The organism is Anaerotruncus sp. 1XD42-93 (assembly GCF_009917605.1).
In the GTDB taxonomy this organism is placed as follows: domain Bacteria; phylum Bacillota; class Clostridia; order Oscillospirales; family Ruminococcaceae; genus Anaerotruncus.
Map to the genome: position 1 here is coordinate 46,207 of NZ_QZEG01000009.1, position 15,578 is coordinate 61,784.

Annotated in this window: 12 protein-coding genes; 7 read left to right on the forward strand and 5 right to left on the reverse strand. The window is 59.2% G+C overall.

What is annotated here, in order from left to right:
- Window positions 1-88 precede the first annotated feature (88 nt).
- The 5 genes from D5269_RS05475 to D5269_RS05495 all read right to left on the reverse strand — a co-directional run bounded on the left by D5269_RS05475 (window position 89) and on the right by D5269_RS05495 (window position 5,728).
- Window positions 89-1,048 carry a phosphoglycerate dehydrogenase gene (locus D5269_RS05475; RefSeq protein WP_120484003.1) on the reverse strand — a complete coding sequence of 320 codons (960 nt, stop codon included), beginning with the start codon at window positions 1,046-1,048 and terminating at the stop codon, window positions 89-91.
- Entirely contained in the window at window positions 1,045-2,295 is a 1,251-nt protein-coding gene (locus tag D5269_RS05480) for a glycerate kinase (RefSeq protein WP_016316964.1), read from the reverse strand. The genes D5269_RS05475 and D5269_RS05480 overlap by 4 nt, the downstream gene beginning before the upstream one ends.
- Before the next feature lie 68 nt (window positions 2,296-2,363).
- Window positions 2,364-3,692 carry an enolase C-terminal domain-like protein gene (locus D5269_RS05485; RefSeq protein ID WP_120484004.1) on the reverse strand — a complete coding sequence of 443 codons (1,329 nt, stop codon included), beginning with the start codon at window positions 3,690-3,692 and terminating at the stop codon, window positions 2,364-2,366.
- 36 nt (window positions 3,693-3,728) lie between these two features.
- Complete coding sequence (locus D5269_RS05490; RefSeq protein WP_120484005.1) at window positions 3,729-4,646, reverse strand: dihydrodipicolinate synthase family protein; 918 nt, start codon at window positions 4,644-4,646, stop codon at window positions 3,729-3,731.
- A gap of 227 nt (window positions 4,647-4,873) precedes the next feature.
- Window positions 4,874-5,728 carry a hypothetical protein gene (locus D5269_RS05495; protein ID WP_120484006.1) on the reverse strand — a complete coding sequence of 285 codons (855 nt, stop codon included), beginning with the start codon at window positions 5,726-5,728 and terminating at the stop codon, window positions 4,874-4,876.
- Between the two features lie 537 nt (window positions 5,729-6,265).
- Between D5269_RS05495 and D5269_RS05500 the strand changes: the two genes are divergently transcribed.
- The 7 genes from D5269_RS05500 (at window position 6,266) to ilvD (ending at window position 15,576) form a co-directional block, all read left to right on the forward strand.
- Window positions 6,266-7,378, forward strand: coding sequence for a tripartite tricarboxylate transporter substrate-binding protein (locus D5269_RS05500; protein ID WP_120484007.1), 1,113 nt, complete (start codon window positions 6,266-6,268; stop codon window positions 7,376-7,378).
- A gap of 168 nt (window positions 7,379-7,546) precedes the next feature.
- Window positions 7,547-7,984, forward strand: coding sequence for a tripartite tricarboxylate transporter TctB family protein (locus tag D5269_RS05505; RefSeq protein WP_016316959.1), 438 nt, complete (start codon window positions 7,547-7,549; stop codon window positions 7,982-7,984).
- A gap of 18 nt (window positions 7,985-8,002) precedes the next feature.
- Window positions 8,003-9,499, forward strand: coding sequence for a tripartite tricarboxylate transporter permease (locus D5269_RS05510; protein WP_120484008.1), 1,497 nt, complete (start codon window positions 8,003-8,005; stop codon window positions 9,497-9,499).
- 15 nt (window positions 9,500-9,514) lie between these two features.
- Window positions 9,515-11,035, forward strand: a complete 1,521-nt coding sequence (gene garD / locus D5269_RS05515) for a galactarate dehydratase (protein WP_016316957.1) — start codon at window positions 9,515-9,517, stop codon at window positions 11,033-11,035.
- 66 nt (window positions 11,036-11,101) lie between these two features.
- Complete coding sequence (locus D5269_RS05520; RefSeq protein ID WP_016316956.1) at window positions 11,102-12,010, forward strand: AEC family transporter; 909 nt, start codon at window positions 11,102-11,104, stop codon at window positions 12,008-12,010.
- A gap of 644 nt (window positions 12,011-12,654) precedes the next feature.
- Window positions 12,655-13,743 (forward strand): iron-containing alcohol dehydrogenase family protein, encoded by a 1,089-nt coding sequence (locus D5269_RS05525; RefSeq protein ID WP_016316955.1) that lies wholly within the window; start codon window positions 12,655-12,657, stop codon window positions 13,741-13,743.
- Window positions 13,744-13,869: 126 nt separating this feature from the next.
- Window positions 13,870-15,576 carry a dihydroxy-acid dehydratase gene (gene ilvD / locus D5269_RS05530; protein ID WP_120484009.1) on the forward strand — a complete coding sequence of 569 codons (1,707 nt, stop codon included), beginning with the start codon at window positions 13,870-13,872 and terminating at the stop codon, window positions 15,574-15,576.
- The last annotated feature ends 2 nt before the right edge of the window (window positions 15,577-15,578 follow it).

Here is a 15,578-nt window from a genome sequence, read left to right on the forward strand (position 1 = left end):
AGCCGCGCGGCAAAAGCTGTGCCGGGTCTGGCATACAGCAACAGAACCTGACCGCCGAAACAGGCGATCAGGTTCTGGAAAATACGGTTTACACCAGACGGTTCTTTTCGGACAGATGCCCGGCCAGGAAATCGAGCAGGTTCTGTGCGGCAACCTCGTTTAACCGGGTAAACGCTTCGTTGGTAAACGAAGCGGTATGCGGTGTCAGCACCGCGTTCGGGCAGCCGGCCAACGGCGAATCGGTGCAGGGCTCGCTGTCGTAGGCATCCACGCCGGCGCCCGCCAGATGCCCGCTCTCCAATGCGGCGCGCAGGGCTTTTGCATCCATCACAGGCCCGCGGGCGGTATTGATGAACACACTGCCCGGCTTCATCTGTGCGAACCGCTCCGCGTTGAACATCCGGCGGGTCTCATCGGTCAGCGGCATATTGGCTGAGACATAGTCACTCTCTGCCAAAAGCTGGTCCAGCGGGGCATAGTGCACCCGATACTGCTCCTCCCACTCGGGACGCGGATGGCGGCAGTAGTAGAGGACCCGCATCCCAAACGGAACCGCACGCAGTGCGACTTCTTTTCCGATCCCGCCGAAACCGACCAGCCCCAGTGTTTTTCCGCTGGTGCCGGACGTATAGTTCCGCTGCCATATCCCCTGCTGCATCTGGGCATTCTGTTCGTGGACGCGGCGTGCAAAATAGAGGACATAGGCCATTACCAGCTCGGCGCAAGCCCCCTCGATTGCCCCCAGTGCGCGGCACACGGTAACCCCGTGATCCCGGCAGGCGTCCAGATCGACCGAATCATAGCCGATCGAACGGCGGGAGATCAGTTTCAGGTTGGGCAGGCGCTCAATCAGCGCGCGCGGATACGGTTCCAGCCCCGAGATGGCAAGGTCGGCGTCTTTCAGGACGTCATACATCGTTTCGACGCTGGTGCTCGTGCTGAATCCCTCGGTGCTGTGGTCCTCGATCGCAAGGCCGGAGCCATTGAGCAGGGAAAGCGGGCGCGGGTCCCCGGTGGAGAAATCCCGGGCGGTAATCACGAGTTTCATGCGCCAGCCCCCTGACCGTTGAGCAGCGCGACCGCAACATCGTTGACATTGGTGCCGGTCGGGCCGGTCATAATCAATCCATCCACCGCTTTCAGGGCGTGGTAAGCGTCGTTCTCGCGCAGGACGCCGAATACGTCGATCCCTTTGGCGCGCAGTGCAGCCCCGGTTTCACCGTCCACATAACCGCCCGCCGCGTCGGTGGGGCCGTCGGTCCCGTCGCTGCCCACCGAAAAGACAGCCGCACCCGTCAGGCCCGCGATGCCCGGTGCAGCCGCGAGTGCCAGCTCCTGATTGCGTCCGCCCAGGCCCTTTCCGGTCAGGTGCACCACCGTTTCACCGCCCGCGATCCACGCCATGCGGCGACCGTCGTCCGCGTGGGTGCGCAGGATATTGGCGAGGAAGCCGCCGGCCTCCCGGGCCTCACAGCTCAGGCGGTCGGTCAGCAGGACCGGCTCATACCCAAGCGCGCGGCACTCCGCTGCCGCCGCGGAACAAAGCTCCCGCACGCTGCCGGTGATCTGGGTGGTTACGTTGTCCAGCGCTTTCGGGGTCTCCTGCCGCAGAAGCTCCATCGCCTTTTCCGAGAAATTGAGGTGGTATTTTTCCACGATCGCAACCGCCTGCTCACAGGTGGAAGCGTCCGGGCAGGCGGGGCCGCTGGCGATCATGTCGAGCGGGTCGCCCAGGATATCGCTCAGGACGATGCTGAACACCTGTGCCGGTGCGCAAAGCTCGGCAAACCGTCCGCCCTTGACCCGGCTGAGCCGTTTACGGATGGTGTTCATCTCAACGATGTCCGCCCCACAGGCGAGCAGCTGGCGGGTGATGTCCTGCAACTCCTCACCCGAAACGAGCGGCTGTTCAAACAGCGCGCTGCCGCCGCCCGAAAGCAGGAAGAGAACCGTGTCCTCGGGTTTCAGGCCCCTGACCAGCTCAAGCGCGTGGCCGGTGGCGGAAAAGCTGCCCTCATCCGGCACCGGATGTCCGCCCTCGTAGCAGTCGACACCGGGGATCTGCCCCATCACATGGTCATATTTGGTGACTACCACACCGCCGTCCACCTGGCCGAGCGCCTGCACTGCGGCATTGGCCATCTGCCAGGCGGCTTTCCCGGCAGCGACCAGCAGGGTTTTACCGCCCCGCGGCTGGTAGGACTTCAATGCGCGCTGCACCGCGGAATCGGGCAGGACGGCTTTCAGGCTGGCGGAGATGATCTTGTCCGCATCGTTGCGCAATGGTTGGTTCATCAGCTTTTCCTCCTGTAAAACCGGCAGGCAGGGAGGAATCCCCGGCCTGCCGGTCGTTGTTATTTGTATTAGCGTACCATGCAGGGGCGCTTGTTGTCAAACTTCCAGCCCGGGATCAGGTACTGCATCCCGATCGCGTCATCACGTGCACCGAGGCAGTTGTCCAGATAGAGCTTGTTCGCTTTCATCACCTGCTCGCGGTCGACCTCAATGCCAAGGCCGCCCTTCTTCGGCAGGTCGATGCATCCATCCACAATCTGCATCGGCTCTTTGGTCAGCCGCTCGCGGCCTTCCTGCCAGATCCAGTGGGTGTCGATGCCGTTCATCTTGCCCGGGATCGCGGCCGCGCACTGGACCACCATTGCCAGCGAGATGTCAAAGTGGTTGTTCGAATGGCAGCCCCACATCATGCCGAAATCGTTGCAGAGCTGGCCCACCCGGACCGAGCCGTTCATCGTCCAGAAATGCGGGTCCGCCAGCGGGATGTCCACGCTGTTGAGCGCGATGCAGTGGCACATCTGGCGCCAGTCGGTGTTGATCATGTTGGTGGCGGTGGGCATACCGCTCGCCTTCTTGAATTCGGCCATGACTTCACGTCCGGAGAACCCGTTCTCCGCACCGCAGGGGTCCTCGCAGTAGGCGAGGACTTCTTTCAGCTGCGGGGCGATCTCGAGCGCTTCCGCAAGGCTCCAGCAGCCGTTCGGATCGAGGTCGACACGCGCCTCGGGGAACGCCGCCTTGATCGCCTGGACCGCTTTCAGTTCCTCCTTGGGCGCGAGGACGCCGCCCTTGAGCTTGAAGTCCACAAATCCGTATTTCTCGTGGGTTGCCTTTGCGAGCGCAACGATCGCTTCGGGGGTCATTGCCTCCTCATGGCGCAGGCGGTACCAGTCGCATTCGGCGTCCGGCTCCTCCTCGTAGGGAAGATCGGTCTTCTTGCGGTCGCCCACATAGAAGAGGTAGGACAGGAACTGCACCCGATCCCGCTGGATGCCGTCACCCATCAGTGCGGCTGCCGGGACGTCGAGGAATTTGCCCAGCAGGTCGAGCAGAGGCGCTTCGATCGCGGTGACCACATGTACGCCGGTGCGCAGGTCGAAGGTTTGCAGGCCGCGCACATCGTCCTTGATGTTTGCATCCAGCCATGCGCGTACTTTGTTCAGCGTCTGCTTATAGTCGGCGATGCTGGTGCCGATCACGAGGTCTTTCACCGCTTCAAGCGCGTTGGTGATCTTCTGGCCGCCCGGCACCTCGCCCACGCCCTCGACCCCGTTGGAGTCGGTGAGGATCACGATGTTGCGGGTAAAATAGGGGGCATGCGCGCCCGAAAGGTTCAGTTCCATGCAGTCATGGCCTGCGACCGGATAAACTTCCATTTTGGCAACGGTTGGGATCATAAGGTCATTTCTCCTTTTCAAAAAAGATGCACGATTTCAGATCAGATTCATGTCAACAAGCACCTGACGCAGCTTTTCCTTCTCGTCGGGGCGCAGCTCGGCGATCGGCTCGAGGCATTTTCCGACCGGGATCCCCTGCAGGACAAGCCCCTCTTTGATTACCTCGGGGAAGGTACCCATGCCGCAGGCGATGCGCAGCGGAGCGAGGCGGTACTGGGCTTCCAGAGCGCCCTTCCAGTCCCCGTCCATAAACTTGTCATAGATATCGGCAACCACACGGGGCGCCACATTTGCGCAGGATGCCACCGCGCCCGAGCAGCCATAGTGCAGCGCGGCATAGATGAGGGTATCGCGGCCCATCATGACGTTGAAATGGTCGCGCTCTTCCATCGTCAGGCGCAGATATTCACCGGTATTGGTCATGTCGCCGGTGGAATCCTTCACGCCGATGATGTTGCCGCAGTCCTTCGCCAGACGCGCAGCAGTCGCGGGGGTGATGGTTACATTGGTTTTGGGCAGGTTGTTATACATAATGACCGGCATGGTGGTGCTGTCGGCAATCGTCTTATAGTAGGCATACAGCTCATCCTGAGTCTGGCTGACGAACATCGGCGTCAGAACGCTGACGGCATCATATCCACCGACCCCTTCCACCAGCTTGATCAGCCGCACAACCTCGCGGGTGGTGATATGGCTGCATCCTGCAATCAGCTGGATGGGTTTGCCGTACCGGTTGGTTTTGCCGGCCACAGCATCGCGCACTGTTTCGAGCGCCTTGACGTATTCCTCATCCGAGACAGCATAAAATTCCCCGGTGGTGCCAAAGGGGAACAGGCCATGGACACCGTTGTCAACCAGATGGACAGCCATCTTGGCAAGCGCGGGATAATCAATGCGTCCGTTTTCATCAAACGGGGTGATGATAGGCGGGATAATGCCATAAGGTTTGTACATGATAGGATGCCCTCCTTAATGATGGCCGCAGACAGAAGCGGCCTTCGCGGTTTTCAGCATCGGCCTGACAGTGCCGGCTCAGGATTTGTGTCGAATCCGTCTTTTAGTGTAAAGATTTCGTGCGCCGGATACAATAGGCAAAACCACGAAACGCGCAGCAGTTCCCTGTCCAATCTGTTGAAATTTCAAAATTAGAAACAATATTTTTCATTTCTGAAAAATTTATCTCACTTTTTTGCCGTCAGTGACTGCGCACATCGCAGGATATAGTCCAATTCGGGCAAGGGGTCGAATTGCAGAAGCGCGGCGGTAGGCGCGCTTTTCATCGAGACCGGGCGCGCCAGGAACCGGTCCCGCAGAAAGACGGTCAGCGTGTCCCCCTGCAATGAGAACGCCGCTTTGCCGGGCGTATAACCCGCCAGCTCGCCCGCTTTGCGGAGCAGCTTCCCGGGAGGCTCCCCTGCCGCACGATAGAACACCCATCGGTCGTCCAGCGTCCCGGCAGGCTCAAGGGATGACTGGGCGGCATAAAAATCCTGCCGGATCGGGGTGGGGATCGCGTCGGGGTCGAGCAGCCGCCAGTCCGCGCCGGTATCGGCGGGAAGCTGAAGCCGGACCCATACGCCGCAGGTGAAGTGCACCCGTTTGCGGCCGTTTTTCACCAAATGGAATGTCTGCCCGAAGGTGGCGTCGCAGACCGACACCGGCATCCCGCCGAGCGTCCCGGTGATCCCCTGCGCCAACAGGCAGCAGCCCTCTGTTTCGTCGAACGGCATCAGTTGTGCGGCGCGCACCGCGCGCGGGGTGACCGTCCCCCCGCCCCGCTCCTCCGGCGGTTCCGCGCCCAGCTTCTGGCAGACGGTGGATTCCAGATTGGCGCGGATCAGCTCGCGCAGATACTGCTTCTGGCGGCGGCGCAGATAGAAAAGCTGGTAGGCGACCGCCGTTCCCAGCAGCAGGAGGGTGAGCGTCCGGTTGAAAAAGGCGCAGATTGCCGCAGCGCCCAGAAGCGGCAGAAAGGCCAGTACACACATCCGATAGCGGCGGTACTGCCGGCAGAGTTCCTGGAGCGTTTTTTCCATAGTGGTATGTTCCTTTCCTTATTAAGGACCCGTATTCGCGACCATTCGGCACGATCTGAGAGGGCCTTTTTCCGGCCTGCTGTGCCGAAAAATCCTGTAATACACAAAGGATTGTCTGCATTTTTTCGCCTTGCAGGGCAGCAAAATCCCTCGCACATCCAGCATCCCCTGATTACAAATACAGGCTCTAATAATAAACAGTTTGAGCCTAAGATTACAGAATCAGGTCTGCATTTGTAAACTGGTAAAGTGCATAAGAATGCATTTTTATTTTTGTCAAAATCTAAAACTGGAAACCCATCTATCCATATCTCAAGTAAAATAGGGATAAAAACGAAATATAAATTTCACAAAAAATCAAGGAAGATTTCAATTTGTGAAAAATTGGAGAGGATGAAAAATTTGGAGCCTTGTTTTTTCTTTTTTGTCAATAGAAACTTTACAAAAAGTTTGTTATTCTTTAATCACAGCGGTCGGGCAGTGTCGATTCCTACCGTATGGATCAAACACTTTATGAAAAGAAGAAGGAGAAACTTTATGAAACTGAAAAAATTTGTCTCTCTGCTGCTTTCCGGCGCGATGGCGCTCTCTATGGCGGCCTGCACAGTAGGCGGCGGCTCCAACAGCACAGCACCCGCTGCTTCGGGCGGCGATTCCAGCGCCCCTGCGGCAGCGGCTCCGGCTGGCGCGGGTGCGAGCAGCCTGAAAGGGCAGAACGTCCGCGTGGTTATCGGCTCCACCTCCACCTCCGGCGACTCCTACATGATCGCCGACCTGGTCACCCGTTACCTTTCGGCTGAGATGGGCTTCAACGGCAAGGTCGACGCGATTGGAAACGCGGCCGCGCTTGACGAGATTGCCAACGCCAAGGGAGACGGAAAAACAGTCATGATGTTCCACGACATGACCTTCCTGAGCGTCCTGTTCGGCTCGGTTTCCGAGGACTACGCGCTCGAGACAATGACTGTCGGCCCGCGCATTGGGCAGAACCCGGGCGGCTGCTTCGGCGCTGCGGCGGAATCCCCCTACGCCAAGCTGAGCGAGGTCACCCAGTACCTGATCGACAACCCGGATAAGACCGTTTCGTTCAATATTGAGTCGGGCGCAACCTCCCACCTCTGCTTCGCGGCCTACTATCTCTATGTGCAGGAAACCCATGGTGACGAGGTTGCCGGACGGATCAAAGCGATCGTTGGCGGCACCACCGCTGAGAAGCTCCAGCGCCTGTGGGACCGCAATGCGGATGTCATCTATGGCGATACCTCCGCGTTTGCCCAGTACACCGAGGACGGCGTACAGGATCAGCTCAAGATGACCATGTTCGGTTCGTGCGGCACTGTCAACGGTGTTGAGATCGATTCGATGGCGGATGATGGCGTCACCTTCAACGGCGCTCCGTTCGACTTTGCGAAGGACTTCGCAATGTACTTCCCGAAGGATATGGACGCTTCGGTTCTGGCCGAGTATGAAGCGGCGATGAAGAAGGTCACCGAGGATCCCCAGTTCCAGGCGGATATGGCGAAACTCTTCTACAACACCCTGAGCGCTGACGAGGTTGGCGTGGAGGCTTCCCAGAAGTTCATCTACGACAAACGCGAGATGTGCTCCGAGCTGATCGAGCGCAGCCCCAGCCTTGACTCCCTGACCTGATTATTCCGGATTCCCGGCGCGGGCGTGCAGTTCTGCGCGCCCGCACTTTCTAGGCCCTGTTTGGAAACTGTTCTGTAATCTTAAAGATTTACTCGGTTTTTTGAAAAAATCGCGGGGTCAGGGGGCAGGGCCCCCGCCGCTAGAATCCATCGCCAAAGGAGTGTTTTCATGATTCAGGTAGTGTACTCAACCGAACACTGGATCGTCCCGATCATCACGATGGGGGTCCTTGTGGTTCTGCTTGCCGCCATTATCCTCACCGAGGGCCGCGCCCGCGTGCAGGAGGGCAAGCCGTTCTTCCAGAAGCCCGGCAGGTTCTTTCTCGAGAACTATGACAAGATGAAGCTGTGGGGCACGCTGCTCCTGTTTGCAGGCTACATCTTTGCGCTGGACGTCATCGGCTTTACGGTGACCAGTCTGATCTTTGTTTTCCTCTTCAATGTGCTTTACACCGGCACCAGCAAAAAGGCGCTGATCGGCAGCGCGGTCATTGCGGTGGTTGCCTCGCTGCTCATCAGCGTGATGTTCGGCATCGTGTTCAATATCACACTTCCAAGCGGGATGTGCTCGATCACCTTTGCCGACTTCGGCTTTACGATTTATTAAGAAGGGCTGGTGAACTGAATGTTGCCTTTTACCATTGGCATTTCGCAGATTCTGGTCGCCGCGATGGGCGTCGTTGTCGGCATCATATTCGGCGCGATCCCCGGCATGACCGCCACCATGGCGGTTGCAGTGTTCCTGCCGCTGACCTATGCCTATGACCTCGAAACCGCTCTTTACCTGCTGCTTGGCCTCTATGTCGGCGGTATCTCGGGCGGTCTGATTCCCGCAATCCTCATCAACATCCCCGGCACGCCGTCCTCGATCACCACCACCTTCGACGGCTACCCGATGGCCAAACGCGGCGCAGGCGAGCGCGCCCTCAAGGTTGGTATCGTCTCCAGCTTTGTCGGCGGCATCATCTCCCTGATCGCGCTGGCCCTTTTCACCCCGCTGCTTTCCGCCGCGGCGCTGAAATTCTCCTCAGTTGAAAAATTCCTCATCATCCTCTTTGCACTCACCGTTATTGCGGCGCTCTCCAAAGGGCAGATGCTGCGCGGCATCTTTGCGGGCTTCTTCGGTGTTCTCATCAGCCTGATGGGGATGTTCAGCGTCAACAACGCTTACCGGATGGTCCCCGACTTCATGCGGAGCAAGATGCAGGACGGGTTCCAGCTGCTCCCGGTCCTGATCGGCCTGTTCGCGATCTCCCAGATCTTCGAAGAGGCGGAAGAGGGGATGCGGTTTAAGGTCGAGAAGATGGATAACGGCACCTCTTCGACCGAGAAGTTCTCGTTCGCCGACTTCAAGGGGCAGGGGGTCAACCTGATCCGTTCCTCGCTGATCGGCACCTTTATGGGCGTTCTGCCGGGCGTCGGCGGTTCGGCTGCTTCGATCCTCGCCTATGCACAGGCCAAAAACTTCTCCAAGCATCCGGAACTGCTCGGCACCGGTGCCGCGGAAGGTCTGGTTGCTTCCGAGGCCTCCAACAACGGCCTGACCGGCGGTGCGCTGATCCCGCTGCTCTCGCTGGGCATCCCGGGCGACTCGACCACTGCGGTCCTCATCTCGGCGTTCATGCTTCAGGGTATCCAGGTTGGCCCGCTCTTCATCACCCAGAACCCCAATACCTGGAATACCATCCTTGTGGCGCTGCTGCTCTGCAATATCATCATGTTTGTCTGCATGTTCTACCCGATCAAGTGGATCAGCAAGATCATCTATATCCCGCGCCAGCGGCTCTATCCGGTTATCATCATGATCTGCATTGTCGGTGCTTATGCCACCAAGAATGGCCGTATCTTCGATGTCTGGGCGCTGCTCATTTTCGGTATTGTCGGATACATCTTCGGCAAGATCAAGATTCCCGCGTCCTGCTTCCTGATTGGATTCATCCTCGGCAAAGACCTCGAAAACTATTTCATCCAGTCGATCAGCGCGTCGGGCGGTAGCCTGATGGTCTTTTTCAGCCGCCCGATCGGCTGGTTCATCTGGCTGCTGATTGTCGCATCGGTCGCCTACGCGCTGTGGGACAATGCCAAAGACAAAAAGAAAAAAGCCGCCGAAGCGGCGCAGTAAACGGGGGGTTCGATTATGAGTGCTCCGCTTGTCATTAAAGTGACTGACAAAGACAATGTCGCGATTGCCGTTCAGGATATCGCGGCTGATACCCTGGTCCTGCCGGGCCTGACCGCCCGTGAGCCGATCCCGCAGGCGCATAAAATCGCCCTGACAGATATTCCAAAGGGTGGAGAGATCATCCGCTATGGGGTGGTTTTGGGATATGCAAAGGATGCAATCCCAATGGGGAGCTGGATCAATGAGCATATGCTCGACCTGCCCGAAAGCCCCGCGCTGGACAACATGCCATTCGGCACAAATCTTGTCCCGGTCGAGGACCTGCCCGACCCGCCGCGTAAAACCTGGATGGGCTACCGCAACAAAACCGGCCCTGCCGGCACCCGTAACCTGTTGGGTATCGTGACCACTGTGCAGTGTGCGGCAGGCGTGGTGCGGGTAGCGGTCGAGCGGATCAAGAAGGAACTGCTTCCCAAATACCCCCATGTGGATGGGGTGGTTGCGATCAACCATCCCTACGGCTGCGGCGTTGCGATCAACGCGCCGATGGCGGTTATCCCGATCCGCGCGATCACCAATGTGATCCGCCATCCGAATTTCGGCGGCGAGATCATGGTGGTGGGGCTGGGATGCGAAAAGCTGACCTACGACCGGGTACTCCCGCCCGAGGACATCACCCCCGAAAACTGCCTGACCCTACAGGACTGGAAGGGCCATGATGCCATGATGCAGGCGATCCTGGACATGGCGGAAACCAAGCTGAAAAAGCTCGATCAGCGGCGGCGCGAGGAGCTGCCCCTGTCCGAGCTGCTCATTGGGATGCAGTGCGGCGGCAGCGATGCGTTCAGCGGCCTGACTGCCAACCCGAGCGCGGGTTACGCGGCCGACCTGCTGGTCAAGGGCGGCGGTACGGTGATGTTCAGTGAGGTCACCGAGGTGCGTGACGGCGTACATATGCTCGCCGCGCGCTGCCCGGACGCACATACCCGCGACCGTCTGGCCGAAGAGATGAAATGGTATGACGACTATCTCGACGCGGGCGGCGTGGACCGCGACGCCAACCCCACCCCCGGCAACAAGAAGGGCGGCCTGGCGAACATTGTCGAGAAGGCCATGGGCTCGATCGCCAAGAGCGGCACCAGCCCGATCGTCGAGGTGCTTTCCCCCGCCGAAAAGCCCACAAAGCATGGCCTGATCTACGCCGCCACCCCGGCGAGCGATATTGTCTGCGGGCCGAGCCAGGTGGCGAGCGGGATTGGGCTCCAGGTCTTTATGACCGGGCGCGGCACCCCGTATGGCCTGGATGTGGCTCCGGTCATCAAGGTATGCAGCCGTAACGAGATGAAGGACCACTGGTTCGATCTGATCGATGTTTCAGCAGGGCCGGTTGCTACCGGCGAAGCGACCATCGCCGAGGTCGGCACCGAGATCTTCAACCTGATTCTGGATGTCGCAAGCGGTGTCAAGGAGCCTTACTCGGATCAGTACGGCTTCCACAACGATATGTGCATCTTTAACCCTGCGCCGATCACCTGACGTAACACAGCCCCGTCCAGCTCTGCGCAGGGCGGGGCATTTTTTCCGGAAAGGTCGTCGAATCGTTTGGAACAGTTTTTCCGCATGGCCGAAATCCAGTCGGTGCTCTTCCTCTATATGCTCATCGGCTGGATCTGCCGCAAAACCGATCTGGTCAAGGCAGCCGCCCAGCCCAGCTTCACCAACTTCCTGCTTTATGTCTCGATCCCCTGCATGGTGTTCCAGTCGTTTGACATGGAATTCACCATGGAGACGCTCTACCGGGGCGCTTCGGTGCTCACGATTGCCACGATTTCCGCACTGGTCTCACTCGTGTTCGGCAGGTATGCCTACAACTGGTGCAACCCAAGGGAAAAATGCATCATGAAATATGGCACCCTTGTCAGCAATTCGGGTTTCGCGGGCTTGCCGGTCATACAGGATGCCTATGGTCAGGATGGACTCTTCCTGGGCAGCCTGTTCATCATCCCCAACCGGATCATGATGTGGTCGGCTGGCATCAGCCTGTTCACCGATGCGCCGCTGAAACAGCGGATCAAAAATGTCATGCTCAACCCGGGGATCATCGCGGTCGAGCTGGGCGTGCTGCGGATGCTCTTTCAGCCTGCGATTCCCCAGCAGCTGAACAAGGCGCTTTCGGCTCTGGGGGCGATGAGCACCCCGCTGGGCATGGTGATTATCGGCATGATCCTGTCGGGCGTCAGCCCCCGTACGGTGCTCGACAAAAAGGCATTTATTCTGGTTGCGGTGCGGCAGTTCCTGTTCCCGCTGGGAACACTGGCGATCCTGCGCCTGCTTGGGACCGATCTGCTCACCCTCCAGATCTCGGTGGTTCTCACCGGTATGCCGGTCGGCAGTTCTACCGCTTTCCTCGCCGACAAGTATGGGGCGGATGCGGTGTTTGCCTCCAAGTGCGTCTTTATCTCGACACTGACCAGCCTCATCACGATCCCGATTCTGACCATATTTTTTTAAAAGCTGCCTGAAAAAGGCAGTAAAGCGGTTCTTCTGCCTTAGCACTTCAAAATACGTGACACGGTTCGCAGCAGGGAAGCAGCCAGGGGTGGCTGGGACTAGGACAGCAGAAATCATGCTCCTTGACCACACTTCCGGGCGCAAGATGCCCGCCTCGGTGTGTCTCGGTTCCGTTCCAAAGCCCCCTGCAAACTGGCTCACAGGTTCTGGATCGGCGCTCCCTATCCCGGCAGTCAGGGTGCATTTACCCGCTCCGCCGAACCCGTTGCAATCTTCACAGAATCTGTTTATACCGAGTCAAAAGTTTCGTCCACCTTTTCAAAGGTGGCGGGGTCGAGGGGCAGTGAGGCAACGGAAGTTTGGATTCCAGACCAAACTTCCGGGGCGCAAGCGCCCTTCTTCGGGGGTCTTCTCGGGCTTTCAGCCCGAAGCGCGCTTCGCGCGACGCCCCCTCAGTTTGCCTTGCGGGCTAGGGGTCGGCGACCCCTCCCCGCAGGCCCCACCCCGATGGGGCAAAGTGCGCTTTTTACCTGTTCTTTATCCAAAAGTTTCGTCCACCTTTTCAAAGGTGGCGGGGTCGAGGGGCGGAGCCCTCGCTGCCGCGCGTACGCGGTGGGACAAAACGCGAAAGGAAGATTTTTCACATGGAAAAGATCGTATTGGATACCGCAATCAAATTCGGCGCTGGACGCTATCGCCAGGGCACCGGGATTCTGGAGATCTGCGGAGAAGAAATCTCCAAATTCGGTAAAAAAGCGTTTATCGTTGCGGGCGTCCGCGCATGGGAGGCTGTGAAAGACCGCCTTCTCCCCGGCTTTCAGCAGGCGGGGCTGGACTATGTGCTCGTGTTTTATTCCGGCCAGTGCAGCTATGAAGCCGCAGAGGAGTATGCCAAAAAATGCAAAGACGCGGGCTGTGACGAGGTGGTCGGCGTGGGTGGAGGCCGGATTATGGACTTTTCCAAGGCGGTCGCTGAGTATGCCGGCCTGGGTACGGTGAACATCCCCACCAGCATCTCGACCTGTGCGCCGTTCACCTGCATGAGCGTCATGTATACTCCCGCCGGTGCGAAAAAAGACTGCTGGCGCTACAGCCACGAGCTGGATGCGGTCCTGATGGACATGGAGGTCATCGCCAACTGCCCCATCCGCTACACCGCTGCCGGCATCCTCGACGCGATGGCCAAGCGGATCGAGATTCAGAACGGCAAGCCGGTCATGACGCTCGACGAAAACCAGATCAACCTGTTCAGCGCTTTTCGGATGGCGCAGTATACCTATGAAGTACTTGAGCAGTACGGCCCGCAGGCGATCGAGGATAACCGCCGGCATAAGGTCACCAAGGCGCTGGAGGACGTAGCGTTTATCGCTGTCGCGCTCACCGGTGTGATCGCCAATATCACCCACAGCTTCAGTCAAAGTGCGATTGCCCATTCGATGTATGACGGGGTACGCACCCACTTCACCAACGAGGCTGCTGGTGCGCTGCATGGTGAGATCGTAGCGGTCGGGCTGTTTGCCCAGCTCCATTACAACCAGCTCGGCGCCGAGCGCGACGCCCTCAAGGAGTTCATGCGCGGCATGGATATGCCTCTGACCCTTCAGGAGCTTGGCGTCCCCGCGACCGGGCAGAACCTCAGGATACTCGAGGACTACCTCATTGACTCCCCCTATGTCGCCCCGGGGGAGGAAAGCCTGGCACTGCTGCACGAGGCAGTCCGGCAGATGTGCTGACCCTTTTTCCATACAGTATCGTTTCCAGGCAACCACTTCGATTGTAAAAATTGGTATGGCAAACGCGAAATGCGGGAGCGCAGCCGTTTTGATACTCTCTACAAGATCAAAAAGGAGCGTTCAACCATGAATTACGAAAAAGAGTTTGAACTGAAAGACCCCAGCTACCGCAGCAGCACATTGACCAACGGGCTGGCCCGCAGCGGGCAGCGCGCCCTGCTCTATGCCACCGGCATGGACGAGGAGGACCTGAAAAAGCCGTTTGTAGCGGTTATCGGCTCCTTCAGCGAGATGGTCCCCGGTCATGCCCATCTGCGCGAGCTGGCGGACTATGTCTGCCAGGGGGTCATTGAAGCGGGCGGAGTCCCCCGCCGCAGCGAGACCATCGCGATCTGTGACGGCCTCTGCCAGGGCCACAAGGGGATGCGTTATCCGCTCGCAAGCCGCGACCTGATCGCTGATTCGATCGAGATGGTGGTCGAAGCCCATCACTTTGACGCGATGGTCCTGCTGCCCGGCTGCGACAAGATCATCCCCGGGATGCTGATGGCTGCAGCCCGGCTGGATATCCCGGCGGTCGTCGTCCCCGGAGGACCGATGCTGCCCGGCAATGTGGGCGGCAACCCGCTTTTCTGCTCGAGCGAGCTGAGGGAGTTCCCTGGCCGGGTGGAAGCGGGCATCATCACCCCGGACTATATGAAAGAGGCAGAAAAAGCGACCCTTCCAACCGTCGGGAGCTGTGCGCATCTGGGCACCGCCAATTCGATGTGTATGCTCAGCGAGGTGCTCGGCATGGCGCTGCCCGGCGCAGGCACCGCACCGGCGGTCTCGAATAAGCGCAAACGGATCGCCAAGGCGAGCGGACGCGCGGTTATGCAGCTGCTGCGGGAGGGGATCACCCCGCGTAAAATCCTGACCCGCGAGGCCCTGCTCAACGGTGTTGCCGGCGCAATGGCGACTGGATCTTCGACCAATCTGGTGCTCCATCTGATGGCGCTTGCCCATGAGGCAGGCGTGGAACTGAATCTCTCGGATTTCGACCGGATCAGCCGGGAAGTGCCGTTCGTCTGCAACCTCCAGCCTTCGGGGAAATACCCGATTGTATCGCTCGACGCGAGCGGCGGTATCCCCGCAGTGCTCAAGACGGTGGAACCTCGCTTGCACCGCGAGGTGATGACAGTGGCCGGAAAAACGCTGGGCGAACTGCTGGATGGATATACCGCCAATCCCGATGACGTGCTCAAGACGCTCGAAGCCCCACAGAAGCCGGAAGGCGGCATTGCGGTGCTTTACGGCAGCCTTGCACCGCGCGGTGCGGTGGTAAAACAGTCGGGCGTGCGGGAGTCGATGGCGCACTTTACCGGTAAGGCCCGGGTATTTAACTCGATGGAAGAGGCGGATGCCGCTGTCAGCGCCGGGACGATCGAAAAGGGCACCGTCATTGTGATCCGGTACGAAGGCCCCAAGGGAGGCCCTGGGATGCGTGAGATGCTTTCCACCACCGCGCTCATCATGGGGCGCGGCATGGATGAAGACGTTGCGCTTGTGACCGACGGGCGGTTCTCGGGGGCGACGCATGGCCCCTGCATCGGGCATATTTCTCCCGAAGCGGCGGCAGGCGGCCCGATCGCCTTTGTGCAGGATGGTGACGAGATCGAGATTGACATCCATGCCCGCACACTCGAACTGCATGTCCCCGCAGAAGAGCTGGAGCGGCGCAAAGAGGGCTGGCAGCCGCTGCGGAAACCCCGTCTCCCTGCGCTGGCGAAATATGCCGCATTGGTCAGCTCGGCTGATACCGGGGCGATTCTGGATACAGCCTCCCTTGGATAAGG

Bases quoted from the DNA above. Each gene is read 5' to 3' on its own strand.
- D5269_RS05480 (WP_016316964.1), bottom strand. From the start codon at position 2,295: ATGAACCAACCATTGCGCAACGATGCGGACAAGATCATCTCCGCCAGC.
- ilvD (WP_120484009.1), top strand. From the start codon at position 13,870: ATGAATTACGAAAAAGAGTTTGAACTGAAAGACCCCAGCTACCGCAGC.
- D5269_RS05510 (WP_120484008.1), top strand. From the start codon at position 8,003: ATGTTGCCTTTTACCATTGGCATTTCGCAGATTCTGGTCGCCGCGATG.
- D5269_RS05505 (WP_016316959.1), top strand. From the start codon at position 7,547: ATGATTCAGGTAGTGTACTCAACCGAACACTGGATCGTCCCGATCATC.
- D5269_RS05485 (WP_120484004.1), bottom strand. From the start codon at position 3,692: ATGATCCCAACCGTTGCCAAAATGGAAGTTTATCCGGTCGCAGGCCAT.
- D5269_RS05525 (WP_016316955.1), top strand. From the start codon at position 12,655: ATGGAAAAGATCGTATTGGATACCGCAATCAAATTCGGCGCTGGACGC.
- D5269_RS05495 (WP_120484006.1), bottom strand. From the start codon at position 5,728: ATGGAAAAAACGCTCCAGGAACTCTGCCGGCAGTACCGCCGCTATCGG.
- garD (WP_016316957.1), top strand. From the start codon at position 9,515: ATGAGTGCTCCGCTTGTCATTAAAGTGACTGACAAAGACAATGTCGCG.
- D5269_RS05475 (WP_120484003.1), bottom strand. From the start codon at position 1,048: ATGAAACTCGTGATTACCGCCCGGGATTTCTCCACCGGGGACCCGCGC.
- D5269_RS05490 (WP_120484005.1), bottom strand. From the start codon at position 4,646: ATGTACAAACCTTATGGCATTATCCCGCCTATCATCACCCCGTTTGAT.
- D5269_RS05500 (WP_120484007.1), top strand. From the start codon at position 6,266: ATGAAACTGAAAAAATTTGTCTCTCTGCTGCTTTCCGGCGCGATGGCG.